Consider the following 12731-nt stretch of genomic DNA (forward strand, 5'->3'; position numbering starts at 1 on the left):
GCCGGTGCACCCGCGTCGAGCGCGTTTTGGGGTACCACTCATGTTTGGGACGGCGCCCCCACGAAGATCGACTTCTTCTGCCGGGCGCACTCGCGGACGCCGCCGGCTCAAACGTCCCGACCAACGAACAGAGATCAGTTCCGCGGCGTCTGAGTGAACTTTCGCGACGAATGCGGCTGATCGCGCGATCATCGGCACATGGAGTACGACCGCTACTGCGACCTGACCATGCGCGGCGGCACGACCAGCGGCGTCGTGTATCCACTGGCTGTCGCGTCACTGGCGCGCCACTACGAGTTCAAGCAGATCGGTGGCGCGTCCGCGGGCGCGATCGCCGCGGGTTTCACCGCTGCCGCCGAACGAGGTCGTGCGTCCGGTGGCTTCGAGAAGCTGGCGGCGCTGATCGACTGGTTCACGTCCGGCTCGGGTGCGGACCGGTGGCGGCTGGCGCAGTTGTTCCAGCCCACCGACAAAACGCGGGCGCTGTACCGGATCGTCGTGGCGACGATGCAGAAGCGCGAGACGACGGGGCGCAGTGCGATCTCGTGCCTGTTCTTCGCGTTGCTGGGTGCCGTGGGGATGCGAGCGAAGACCGTGCTGGCGCTGATGGCGTTGCTGTGGCTGGGCGGGCCGGTGCTGTGGTCGGCGTGGCTCGCGCCCAAGGCTTATCCGTCGTGGCTCGCGACACTGGTCGTGCTGCTCGCGTTGGCGTGCATCGTGTTCGCGCTGTGGCCGTTGCGGGGCAGTCTGCCGTGGATCGGGTGGGTGTTCGTCGCGGTGCCGCTCGTGCTCGGGCTGGCGTTCTCCCGGCACTACGCGACGGCGGCGGTCGTGCTGCTGGTGTGGCTGGTGCTGACGCTGGCGGCGGTCAGCGCGCTGACGTTCACCTACGGGTATGCCATGCAGCGGTACCTGAAGAACAACGCGCGGTCCATCCACTTCGGACTCGTACCCGGCACCGGTGACTTCACGCCGTCCTGGCTCGACCGGCTGGCGGGTGTGCCGAAGTCGACGGGGGTTCCGCCGCTCGCCGACTGGATCGCCGACCAGCTCGACGCGCTGGCCGGCACCTCGCACGCGTTGACGTTCGGCGATCTCGGCGACATCAACCTCGTCCTGATGACGACCGATCTGTCTCAGGGGCGGCCGTACCGGTTGCCGTTCAAGGAAAGCTGGCAGTACTGCGAGGAGTGTCTCGGGTACGTGCTGCCGCGCCGGGTCGTCGAGCAGATGAACGGCGCCGAGGCGGACTCGAAATGCCCGCTGCACGAGCGCATGCCGTTGCGGTCGCTGCCCGCACGGGACCAGCTGCCGGTCGTGCTGGCCGTGCGGATGAGCCTGTCGTTCCCCGGCCTGATCGCCGCCGTGCCGCTGTGCCGGGACGGGCGCGTGCACTGGTTCTCCGACGGCGGCATCACCAGCAACTTCCCCATCCACTTCTTCGACTCGCTGCTGCCGCGCTGGCCCACGTTCGGCCTGAGCCTGCAGTCCTACCCGAACGGCGACACGGCCGAGGTGTGGCTGCCGGAGCAGGACGCGTCGACCAAGGGCACGCGCTACGCGTCGTTGACGTCAATGCCACGCTTCCTGCTGTCCATCCTGGACACGTTCCTGGACTGGCGGGACACCATGCAGTCCGGGCTGCCCGGCTACCGCGGCCGGATCGCGCACGTGCGGCAGGCCGACGACGAGGGCGGCACGAACCTGTTCATGCCGCCGGCCACGATCAAGAAGCTGGCGCTGCGCGGCCAGCGTGCCGGTGACCTGCTGCGCGAACGGTTCGAGCAGCAGCACAACACCGACCGCTACCGCTGGATCCGGCTGCGCCTGGCCCTGCGCGAGTACCAGGAGCTCGGCGCGCAGGCAGAGGACCGCGAGGCGATGTACTCCGAGCTGCTCGCGCGGTTCCAGATCCCCGAGGCGCTGCACGAGTGGTTCCGCACTCCCCCGGCCGGCGGTGACCCGTACCGGGCGGAGATCGAGCTCGCCCTGGACGACGTCGGCAGGCTGAAGGACGACGGACCGTTCGACGGCGCACCGCCCGTGGATCCGGATTTGCGGCTGACACCGCCCGAGTAGCGGGTTAGCCTGAGTTCATGACGCGATTTAACCACCCCCGACCCGCGGCGGTGGCGCGCGCCTAGAACCTTCCCGTTGGTCGGGGGACTCCGCAACCCATCCGACACGCAGAACGGGAAACCCCATGTACCGCACCGATGAACTCGTGCACGCCCTGAACGTCCGCGACCTCACCGACCCCGCGCAGGGCCCGCACGCGATGCAGCTGCTGATCGCCGATCTCAAGGCCGCGCTGGACAACCCCGAGGAAGTCCGCCACCACCCGCTCGTTCCGGTGGAGCACAACTACGAGCACCTCGGTTATCCCGCCGACGCGATCACCAGGGACGCCCGCTACACCAGGTACGCCAGCGAGACATGCATGCTGCGCAGCCACACCACGGCGATGATCCCGCCGGCACTGCGCTCCGCCGTTCCGGACGTCACGCTGCTCTGTCCCGGCCTCGTCTACCGCCGCGACACGGTCGACCGCCTGCACACCGGCACACCGCATCAGCTCGACGTCTGGCGGATCTCGCACAACGAGGAACGGTTGGAAGACCTCATCGACACGGTCGTCACAACGTTGTTGCCCGGCAAGCGATATCGCACGATCGACGCCCAACACCCGTACACCACGCACGGCAAGCAGATCGACGTATGGCACGACGGCCAGTGGGTCGAGGTCGGCGAGTGCGGGCTGGCCGCGCGTCACGTCCTGAAACACCACCCGCACGGCCTGGCGATGGGTCTCGGGCTGGACCGGATCCTCATGCTGCGCAAGGGAGTCCCGGACATCCGCCTGCTGCGCAACGGTGACCCGCGCATCACGTCGCAGATGCTGGACCTGGCCGAGTACCGCCCGATCTCACGGCATCCGGCCGCGATCAGGGACATCTCGATCATGGCGCACGAGAGCGAGGACATCGAGACGCTCGGCGACCGGATCCGCGCGCTGGTACCGGAGGACGTGATCGAGGAGATCACGATCCTCGGCGAGACGCGGACGGAAGACCTGCCGGAACACGTCCAGCGACGGCTGGAAGCCAGGCCTGGTCAGAAGAACGTGCTCATCCGCGTGACGATGAGGGCGCCGGAACGCACCCTCACCGACCGCGAGACGAACGAGATGCGGGACCGCCTGCTTCAGGGCTTGCGGGCGACAGCGCCGTAGATGGCCGTGTGGTCCTCGAAGGAGTCCGGGCGCCAGTCGTTCACCGGCACGACGCCCGGTTCCAGCAGTTCGAGCCCGTCGAAGAACCTGCTCACCTCGGCGTGCGTGCGGATGGCGAGCTTGTTGTCGGAGCTGCTGTAGATCTTGGCGATCTCTCGGGCCTCCGCCCTCTCCTCATCGCTCAGGGTGTCCCAGGTGGCGTGCGTGATCGCCAGGTACGAGCCGGACGGCAGCGCGGCCATGTACTCGGCGACCTTGCCGTACGGATCGTCCTCGTCCGGAACGAAGTGCAGTGCCGCGATGATCAGCACGCCGACCGGGCGCGAGAAGTCGAGGTGCTCGCGGGCTCCGGCCAGCACCGTGGACGTCGCGCGCAGGTCGGCGAGGAGCGCGGTGGCATGGTCGTTGTCGGCCAGCAGGGCGTTGCTGTGCGAGACGGCGACCGGCTCGACGTCGACGTACACGACGCGGGCCGACGGGTTGTCCTGCTGGGCGATCTCGTGGACGTTGCCCACGGTGGGGATGCCGGAGCCCAGGTCGAGGAACTGGTCGATTCCCTCGGCGACGAGGTGGCGGACGACCCTGCGCAGGAACGAGCGGTTCGCCTGCGCGCTCTGCGCGACGCCCGGGAAGATCTGCTCCACCTGCTTGGCGGCAGCACGGTCGGCTTCGAAGTTGTGCGAGCCGCCCAGGTAGTAGTCGTACATCCGCGCCACGCTCGGACGTGTGACGTCGACCGTGGCCGGGACCCACTTCAGCTCTTCCATCACGGGCGCATCCTCGCTCGTGTGCACACGGGTGTCCACCGCCAGCCGAGTGTGCACGGATCGTGTCCTGGCTGCTCGCTGACAGCGAACACCTGAAGGGAACACCACCACGCTCCAGTTGGTTGAGCGGTACAGACTCAACTTTGGAGGGTGATGTGATGGGCGAGACGTTGGCCCTGCCGGTGCTGCCGCTCGACGACGTTGTGGTGCTCCCCGGCATGGTGGTGCCGATCCGCATCTCCGGTGCGGACGCCAGCGCCGAGGCCCGCGCGGCCGTCGACGCGGCCACGACCGCGGCAAATCATCAAGTGCTCCTGGTCCCGCGTCTGGACGGGAAGTACGCCTCGGTCGGCACACTGGCCGAGATCGAGCAGGTGGGACGCCTGCCCGGCGGCGAGCGCGCCGCCGTCGTGCGCGGCACCAAGCGCGTGCGCATCGGCACGGGCACGACGGGGCCGGGCGCGGCGCTGTGGGTGAACTCGACGATCGCGGACGAGTCCCCGATCACCGACCGGACGCGGGAGCTCGCGAAGCAGTACCGCGCGCTCGTGACGAACATCCTGCAGACGCGTGGCGCCTGGCAGATGGTCGACTCGGTGCAGCAGATCAGCGACCCGTCGGCGCTGGCCGACCTCGCCGGTTACGCCTCCTACCTCGACGAGAAGCAGAAGATCTGGCTGCTGGAGACGAGCGACGTCACCACCCGGCTGGAGAAGCTCGTCGAGTGGGGTCAGGCGCACCTGACCGAACTCGACGTCAACGAGACGATCGCCAAGGACGTCAAGGAAGGCGTCGAGAAGCAGCAGCGGGAGTTCCTGCTGCGCCAGCAGATGGCCGCGATCCGCAAGGAGCTGGCCGAGCTCGACGGCAAGCCGGCCTCCGAGCAGGAGGACTACCGGGCGCGCGTCGAGGCCGCGAGCCTGCCGGAGAAGGTCGAGAAGGCCGCGCTGGCCGAGGTCGACAAGCTGGAGCGCACCTCCGAGCAGTCGCCCGAGGTGGGCTGGATCCGGACGTGGCTCGACACCGTTCTCGAGATGCCGTGGAACGAGCGGACCGAGGACTCCTACGACATCAAGGCCGCGCGTGAGGTGCTCGACGCGGACCACGCCGGTCTGGACGACGTGAAGCAGCGCATCACCGAGTACCTGGCCGTGCGCAAGCGTCGTGCCGACCGCGGCATGGGCGTCGTCGGCGGACGTCGTTCCGGCGCCGTGCTGGCTCTCGTCGGCCCTCCCGGCGTCGGCAAGACGTCGCTCGGCGAGTCCGTGGCACGGGCGATGGGTCGCAAGTTCGTCCGCGTGGCGCTCGGTGGCGTGCGCGACGAGGCCGAGATCCGCGGTCACCGCCGCACGTACGTCGGCGCGCTGCCGGGCCGGATCGTCCGTGCGATCGGCGAGGCCGGTTCGATGAACCCGGTCGTGCTGCTCGACGAGATCGACAAGGTCGGCTCCGACTACCGCGGCGACCCCACGGCGGCGTTGCTCGAGGTGCTGGACCCGGCGCAGAACCACACGTTCCGCGACCACTACCTGGAGGTCGAGCTCGACCTCTCGGACGTGGTGTTCCTCGCGACCGCGAACGTGCTGGAGTCGATCCCGGCGCCGTTGCTCGACCGCATGGAACTGGTGCAGCTCGACGGCTACACCGAGGACGAGAAGGTCACGATCGCCAGTGAGCACCTGCTGCCGCGGCAGATCGAACGCGCCGGCCTCGAACCCGAGGACGTCACGTTCGACAAGCCCGCGCTGCACCAGCTGGCGAGCGAGTACACGCGGGAAGCCGGTGTGCGGCAACTGGAACGGGCCCTCGCGCGGATCCTGCGCAAGGTCACCGCGAAGGTCGCGCTGGGCGACTCGGAGCTGCCCGTCACGGTCGACCAGCCGTCGCTGAAGTCGTACCTCGGCAGCCCGAAGAACACGCCGGAGTCAGCCGAGCGCACCTCGGTTCCCGGTGTGGCAACGGGTCTGGCCGTCACGGGTGTCGGTGGCGACGTGCTGTTCATCGAAGCCTCGCTGGCCCCCAAGGACACCGGCGCGTCCGGCGTCACGCTGACCGGCCAGCTGGGCGACGTGATGAAGGAGTCCGCGCAGATCGCGTTGTCGTACCTGCGTTCGCACGACGACAAGGCGGCGGCCCTGGAAGGCCGTGGAGTGCACATCCACGTGCCGGCGGGCGCGGTGCCGAAGGACGGTCCGTCGGCCGGCGTCACGATGACGACGGCGCTGGCTTCGCTGCTGTCGGGCCGCCCGGTGCGCTCGGACGTGGCGATGACGGGTGAGATCTCGCTGACCGGCCGGGTGCTGCCGATCGGTGGCGTCAAGCAGAAGCTGCTCGCCGCCCACCGCGCGGGCATCACGACGGTGCTGCTGCCCCAGCGCAACGAGCCGGACCTGGAGGACGTGCCGGAGTCGGTGCGGGAGCAGCTGACCGTGCACTTCGTCTCGGACGTGGCCGAGGTGCTGGAGCACGCGCTCTCGAAGGAGGCCGTTGCCACCGTTGCGGCGTAACGGTTTCCAGCTGGAACCCCTCGTGGGGCAGTAGCGGCGACTACTGCCCCACGAGGCTTTTCCGCTTACAGGCCGACGTCGATGACGAGCCTGTTCGGGTTCGTCAGCGTGAAGACCCGGTGCCAGGCGTTGGCATTGGTGTAGCCGACGGCGATGCCCAGCGTGGCCTCGAAGTCGCACGTGAGCGCGACCCTGTTGACGGGGTTGAGGTTGGGCGTCGCGAAGTTCCGCGACCCGGTGTAGGTCGGGTTGCCGTTGTCGTCGTGCGCGGCGGCGCCGATGAGGGTGACCGCGAGGATCTCCGTGCTGCCCGGCATGTCGACCGGGTTGCCGGAACCGCAGTTCGCGACACTGGTGACCTCGCGGACCCGGTGTTCCGTCGGCAGGCCGGACAGGTCCAGCACCACCCGGCTGAAGCCGGGGTGCTGGCCGGTCCTGATGTTCGACAGCGTGGGCGTGCTCTGCGCCGACGCCAGCGGGACGAACGTGAAGACCGTCAGCACTGCCACCAACACCGCGACCAGACGTCTGTTCATCTTCGTGCCCCCTCTCAGGGCTCCTTGATACTCAATCAGACGTGTGACTCGGAACACAGTTGCGTCAGTGCTTGATGTCGACCACGTACCGGAGGGGGTTGTCCTGGAAGTAGGCCTCGTAGGTCGCGTTCCGGTGCCCCACACCGATCGCGATCGACAGGTCCGCCTCGAAGTCGCACGTGAACACGACGCTCTGCGCGGTCCCCAGTCCCGTCGTGATGTTGCGCGGCCCCGTGTAGGAGTGCCCGTCGGCCGGCTGCAGCCGCACCTCCAGGAACTCCACGCCCTTCGCCGTGATCGGCTTGCCGGAGCCGCAGCTCACCGGCTCGGCGATGGGCTGGACGCTGTCCTGCGGCTTGCCGCCCGTCAGGTCGAACACCACGCGGTCGAACGTCGGCTGGCGCTCCGTCCGGACGTTGGTCAGCTGTGCGTGGTCGGCCGCTGATGCCGCCGGAACGACGCTCAACGCCATCCCCGCGGCGATGAGCGCTGCTGCGATTCGCTTCATGAAGATCCCCCACTTCACGGTCCTGCTACCCCAGAAAGTCCTCCAGTGGCACTGGAGTCAGTCCATCTTGCTTGGCACGGTTCAGGAACGCGGTGAAATCCTCGACGAAAGTCGTGCGGAAGTGCATCAGCACGATGTCGCCCGGCTTGAGCTTGTCGCCCTGCTGGAACTGCACGCGCCCGTCGTTGACCGCGGCCGTCCAGTTGACCAGCGCCTTGAACCCGCAGCTCGCGGCGGCCTTGCGGGTGTTCTCGTCGTAGTTGCCGAACGGCGGCCGGAACAGCGTCGGGCGCCTGCCGTAGTCGGCGGCGAGGAAGTCGGCGTTGCCGCAGATCTCGTGCTTCTGGAACTCGAACGGCTTGCCCTGCATGTTCGGGTGAGTGGACGTGTGGCTGTGGATCGTGGCCGGCAGTTCCTTGAAGTAGTCCTTGTGCCCCTCGGCGTACTTCGTGTTGAGGAACAGCGACGGCCACACGCCCGCGTTGATCATCAGCTCGCGCGCCTTCGGGTGCTGCACCGCGCCGTCGTCGATCGTGATGAACACGTACGGTTTGTCGGTTGGAATGCGCGTGACCACGGGCACCATGCCGTCGACGGTCGCGGGCGCGTGGGCCTGCACCGTGCCGTAGGTGTACGGCGGCTCGAACATCCGCTTCGGCTTCTCGGACGTGGTCGTGGGCACCGGCGAGGACGTCGTGAGAACGGGCCCGCCCGGTTGCTCACCGGCCGGCTGTCCACATGACACCAGCCCGGCAACCAGCACAAACGCAGCAAAGAGCCGCAACCTGGACATCGAATTCCCCCTCCACGCGGAAGACGTCGCGCAGGTCTGCAAGGTTGCACGGGGATAGGCTCGAACTGATCACAAAGAGGAGGAGATCCGATGAGCCTCGAGCGCCCAGTCGCTCCCGACCCCTACCAGCTGCTCCCGAAGGTCGGCACCTTCGACGTCACCTCGGCGGACGTGCGCGACGGCGAACAGCTCCCCGACGCCCAGGTCTTCGAGGGCGGGAACACCTCACCCCAGCTCTCGTGGTCCGGCTTCCCCGCCGAGACGCGCAGTTTCGTGGTCACCTGCTTCGACCCCGACGCTCCCACCCCCTCCGGCTTCTGGCACTGGGTGGCCGTGAACCTCCCCGTCACCACCACCTCATTGGACACCGGTGCGGGCGCCTCGGACGCGACACTTCCGGGTGACGCCTTCCACGTGCGCTCCGACTACGGCACGCGCGCGTTCGGCGGCGCGGCACCGCCCAAGGGCGACCACCCGCACCGCTACTACTTCGTGGTGCACGCGGTCGACGTCGACAAGCTCGACGTGGACGGCGACGCCTCACCGGCGGTCGTCAGCTTCAACCTGGCGTTCCACACGCTGGCGCGCGCGATCATCACGCCGACCTACCAGCACTGAGCGGGCCGGTCCGGCGCACCTGCCCCGGTGCGCCGGGCCGCTCGTAAGGCCCGCGTAACACCTCATCCGGGAACACCGCCGCGGCCGAGGTGGTTGGATCGACACGTGAGGCACTTCGACCTGGTCATCATCGGTACCGGCTCCGGCAACTCCATCCCGAACGAGGCGATGGCGGACTGGCAGATCGCCATCCTCGAGAAGGGGACGTTCGGCGGCACCTGCCTGAACGTGGGCTGCATCCCCACCAAGATGTTCGTCCACACCGCCGACCAGGCCGCGGCGCCTGCGGGCGCGAAGAAGCTCGGCGTGGACGCCCACCTCGACGCGGTCCACTGGCCGCAGATCCGCGACCGCATCTTCGGCCGCATCGACCCGATCGCCGAGGGTGGCCGCAACTGGCGCGCCAACGAGAACGCGAACGTCACGGTCTACGAGGGCACGGCGAAGTTCATCGACGCGCACACGATCGACACCGGAACCGGCGAGACCATCACCGCCGACCGGATCGTCGTGGCGGCGGGCAGCAGGCCGACGATCCCCGAGATCGCCGACATCGAGACGACCGGCTTCCACACCAGCGACTCGATCATGCGGCTCGACGAGCTGCCGGAGAGCCTGATCATCCTGGGCAGCGGGTTCATCGCCGCCGAGTTCGCGCACGTGTTCAGCAGCTTCGGCGTGAAGGTCACCATGATCGCGCGCTCAGGCCTGCTGCTGCGGCACGAGGACCTGGAGATCGCCCAGCGGTTCACCGACGTCGCGAAGACGAAGTGGGACGTCCGCCTGCAGCGCAAGACGATCCGCGCGGAGAAGACCGAAACCGGTGTGCGCCTGCACATGGAGGGCCCGGACGGTGCGGAAACCGTTGAGGCGGACCAGCTTCTCGTCGCGATCGGCAGGCAGCCCAACACGGACCTGCTCGACGTGGCCAAGGCCGGTGTCGAGCTGCACGACGACGGCCGCGTCAAGGTCGACGAGTTCCAGCGGACCAGCCAGCAGCACATCCTGGCGCTGGGCGACATCAGCTCGGACCACCAGCTCAAGCACGTCGCGAACCACGAGGCGCGCGTGGTGCAGCACAACCTGCTCAACCCGGACGACCAGATCAAGAGCGACCACCGGTTCGTGCCGGCCGCGGTGTTCTCGAGCCCGCAGATCGCGAGCGTCGGGCTGACCGAGGAACAGGCCAAGGCGAAGGGAATCCGGTACGTCACCGCCAGCCAGGCCTACGCGTCCATCGCGTACGGCTGGGCGATGGAGGACACGACCGGTTTCGCGAAGCTGCTCGCGGATCCCGCCACCGGACAGCTGCTGGGTGCGCACATCATCGGGCCGCAGGCGTCGACGGTGATCCAGCCGCTCATCCAGGCGATGAGCTTCGGGCTGGACGCGAAGTCCATGGCACGTGGGCAGTACTGGATCCATCCGGCCATGCCGGAACTGGTCGAGAACGCTCTGCTCAACCTGCCGCTGGACTGAAAGGCCTTGCTCGGCAGGGACTTCCGCCGCTGCCGCCGGTCTCGCTGACCGAGCAGGATGCAGCGATGACCGACAGAGTCCTCGTCGCGTACACCTCGAAGATCGCCGCCACCGACGAGATCGCCCAGATCATCGGCACCGAACTCGCCGGCTGCGGGCTGAGAGTCACCGTGCTCTCCGTCGCCGCCGCCGACACGCTGCACGGGTTCGGTGCCGTGATCATGGGCGACGCCGCCGCACGCGATGCTCATCGGTTCGTGCGGCGGCACAAGGTTTCCCTCAGACGCACACCCGTGTGGTTGTTCCATCGCGGCATTCCGCCCGTACCGAACGATGTCACCCGCATGGTGCGGAAGCTGGGGGCCAACGGGCCGGTGAGCTTCGACGGTGCGGCACCGGACTGGAACCGGTCGAAGGCATGGGCCCGCTACCTCGCCGATCAGCTCACGGTGCTGCACCGCGGTTTCGCTTCCAACTAGACCTGGATGATGCGGACGTTGTTGCCGGCCGGGTCGCGGAACACGCAGTCACGCGCACCCCACGGCTGATCGGCCGGCTCCTGCACGACGTCGCCGCCGCCCGCCTGCAGCTTGTCGAACACGCCCTCGAGGTCAGGCGTGGACAGCTGGATGTAGCCGTACGAGCCGCCTTCGATCATCTCGGCGATGGCGGTCTTCTGCGCGTCCGTGAGGCCCTCGGCCATCGCCGGCGGTTCCAGCACGACGGAAGAGCTCGACCCGGCCGGGGCGACCGTGATCCAGCGCATCGTGCCCTTGCCGACGTCGCCGCGAACCTGCCAGCCGAGCAGGTCGCGGTAGAACGCCAGCGAGGCGTCGGGGTCGGTGTGCGGGAGGAACGTGGCGTGAATGTTGATGTCCATGCCGACAACGCTAGGACCAGCGCAGATGCGGCGCTTCTCGATTCCTGACCAGTGGCGCGTCCCGGAACGTTGGCGAGGTGATTCACGCTCAGCAGGGCACCTCGCGGCACCGATGCACCCGTCTGACCGCGAATTCCCCGGCAACGTTCCGGGCCACACCATTAGATGTACCGCGGCCGGCCGGCGATCATGCCCAGTCCGGTCAGCGCGGCGAGCAGCACGAGCTGCAGCACGAGCGAAACCGTCCACGAACCCGTGGCGTCACGCAGCAGGCCGAACGCGAACGGCCCCGTGGCCGCGATCAGGTAACCGAGGCTCTGCGCCATGGCCGAGAGCCGCGCGGTGTCCGAAGTGGACTTCGTGCGCAGCGACATCACGAGCAGGGCCAAGGGGAACATGCCCATGCCGAACCCGATCAGCACCACCCACAGGCCAGGAGCAGAAGCCGGCGCCACCAGCATCCCGAGCATGCCCGCAAACGACAGCACGCCCAGCGCCAGCACCATCGGCCCCTGGCTGGAGAAGCGCGCGGCGATCGGCGGCACGAACAGGCTGACCGGGACGCTCAGCAGCATCGAGACTGCGAGCAGCATGCCGGCGGTGTTCCGGTCCACCCCGGAGTCCACGAGCATGGCGGGCAGCCAGCCCATGACGGTGTAGGCGAACAGCGACTGCAGGCCGAAGAACACGGTGATCACCCAGGCGAGCGGGCTGCGCAGCAACGACCGCTTCCCGGCGGGAGCAACCGAACGGACCACCGTCGACTCGGCCCCGTGGCGGGCGCCGGCGAACCACACGACGATCGCGCCCAGCGACAGCAGCGCCCACGCACCGACAGCGAGGCGCCACGAGCCGAGCAGGTCCTCCAGCCGCGGCGTGAGAGCGGCGGCCAGCGCGGCACCCGCGGCGAGCGTTCCCGTGTAGACACCGGTGATCAGACCGACCTTGGTGGGGAAGGACGCCTTCACCACCACGGGGATCAGGACGTTGGACACCGCGATGCCCGCACACGCGATGAAGGTGCCGCCCAGCACGACCCACGGACCGTCGATCACGCGCAGCACCAGGCCGAGCGTGAGCACCCCCAAGGACAGTCCGATCGCACGTGCCATGCCGAGGCGGCGACCCAGCCAGGGGGCCGCGAACGCCGCGAAGCCGAAGCAAAGCGCCGGAACGGCCGTCAACGCGCTGGTCCAAGCGGCCGAAACCCCAAGGGCGGCGCGGACATCACCGAGCACCGAGGCCAGACTGGTCACCGCAGGGCGGAGATTCGCCGCCGCGAGGGCGACCCCGATCGCGAGCAGCGTGGACCCGACCAGCGGAACGTGACGATTCTTGACGACCGTCACCCTGCGACCTCGATCGGTGGCAGTCTGTGCGGCAACAGTCGTCTGTCGAATCGTCACGGGCA

General features: G+C 68.4%; 12 protein-coding genes. 6 read left to right on the forward strand and 6 right to left on the reverse strand.

What is annotated here, in order from left to right; genetic code table 11:
* Positions 1–198 precede the first annotated feature (198 nt).
* Both C8D87_RS48980 and srmL read left to right on the forward strand, forming a co-directional pair.
* The gene (locus C8D87_RS48980; protein ID WP_112229880.1) at positions 199–2079 is read left to right on the forward strand and encodes a patatin-like phospholipase domain-containing protein; all 1881 of its coding nucleotides are present in this window, start codon (positions 199–201) and stop codon (positions 2077–2079) included.
* A 124-nt stretch (positions 2080–2203) separates the two neighbouring features.
* A complete protein-coding gene (srmL, locus tag C8D87_RS34300; protein ID WP_109633928.1) occupies positions 2204–3232 on the forward strand; it encodes a PheS-related mystery ligase SrmL in 1029 nt (342 codons plus the stop codon).
* Here srmL and C8D87_RS34305 read toward each other — a convergent pair.
* A complete protein-coding gene (locus tag C8D87_RS34305; protein WP_325049741.1) occupies positions 3205–4056 on the reverse strand; it encodes an SAM-dependent methyltransferase in 852 nt (283 codons plus the stop codon). The two genes, srmL and C8D87_RS34305, sit on opposite strands and share 28 nt — an antisense overlap.
* Positions 4057–4157: 101 nt before the next feature.
* Here C8D87_RS34305 and lon point away from each other — a divergent pair, with 101 nt between their 5' ends.
* Positions 4158–6506, forward strand: a complete 2349-nt coding sequence (gene lon / locus C8D87_RS34310) for an endopeptidase La (RefSeq protein WP_109633930.1) — start codon at positions 4158–4160, stop codon at positions 6504–6506.
* A 65-nt stretch (positions 6507–6571) separates the two neighbouring features.
* Here the strand turns inward: lon and C8D87_RS34315 are convergent, their stop codons facing one another.
* The 3 genes from C8D87_RS34315 to C8D87_RS34325 all read right to left on the reverse strand — a co-directional run bounded on the left by C8D87_RS34315 (position 6572) and on the right by C8D87_RS34325 (position 8232).
* Positions 6572–7042 (reverse strand): AMIN-like domain-containing (lipo)protein, encoded by a 471-nt coding sequence (locus C8D87_RS34315; RefSeq protein WP_112229882.1) that lies wholly within the window; start codon positions 7040–7042, stop codon positions 6572–6574.
* A gap of 64 nt (positions 7043–7106) precedes the next feature.
* Positions 7107–7550 carry an AMIN-like domain-containing (lipo)protein gene (locus C8D87_RS34320; RefSeq protein ID WP_146771952.1) on the reverse strand — a complete coding sequence of 148 codons (444 nt, stop codon included), beginning with the start codon at positions 7548–7550 and terminating at the stop codon, positions 7107–7109.
* Positions 7551–7575: 25 nt separating this feature from the next.
* Positions 7576–8232, reverse strand: a complete 657-nt coding sequence (locus tag C8D87_RS34325) for a polysaccharide deacetylase family protein (protein WP_407656873.1) — start codon at positions 8230–8232, stop codon at positions 7576–7578.
* Positions 8233–8433: 201 nt separating this feature from the next.
* On the opposite strand from C8D87_RS34325, the gene C8D87_RS34330 reads away from it, so the two are divergent.
* From C8D87_RS34330 to C8D87_RS34340, 3 genes are all read left to right on the forward strand, one after another.
* Positions 8434–8961, forward strand: coding sequence for a YbhB/YbcL family Raf kinase inhibitor-like protein (locus C8D87_RS34330; RefSeq protein WP_112229886.1), 528 nt, complete (start codon positions 8434–8436; stop codon positions 8959–8961).
* A gap of 105 nt (positions 8962–9066) precedes the next feature.
* Positions 9067–10440 (forward strand): mycothione reductase, encoded by a 1374-nt coding sequence (locus tag C8D87_RS34335; RefSeq protein ID WP_112229888.1) that lies wholly within the window; start codon positions 9067–9069, stop codon positions 10438–10440.
* A 65-nt stretch (positions 10441–10505) separates the two neighbouring features.
* Positions 10506–10919 carry an NADPH-dependent FMN reductase family protein gene (locus C8D87_RS34340; protein WP_112229890.1) on the forward strand — a complete coding sequence of 138 codons (414 nt, stop codon included), beginning with the start codon at positions 10506–10508 and terminating at the stop codon, positions 10917–10919.
* Here C8D87_RS34340 and C8D87_RS34345 read toward each other — a convergent pair.
* The gene (locus tag C8D87_RS34345) at positions 10916–11320 is read right to left on the reverse strand and encodes a VOC family protein (RefSeq protein ID WP_112229892.1); all 405 of its coding nucleotides are present in this window, start codon (positions 11318–11320) and stop codon (positions 10916–10918) included. The two genes, C8D87_RS34340 and C8D87_RS34345, sit on opposite strands and share 4 nt — an antisense overlap.
* A 161-nt stretch (positions 11321–11481) precedes the next feature.
* Entirely contained in the window at positions 11482–12669 is a 1188-nt protein-coding gene (locus tag C8D87_RS34350) for an MFS transporter (protein ID WP_233442437.1), read from the reverse strand.
* Positions 12670–12731: the final 62 nt, after the last annotated feature.

It is taken from the genome of Lentzea atacamensis (assembly GCF_003269295.1).
Classification (GTDB): Bacteria; Actinomycetota; Actinomycetes; order Mycobacteriales; family Pseudonocardiaceae; genus Lentzea; species Lentzea atacamensis.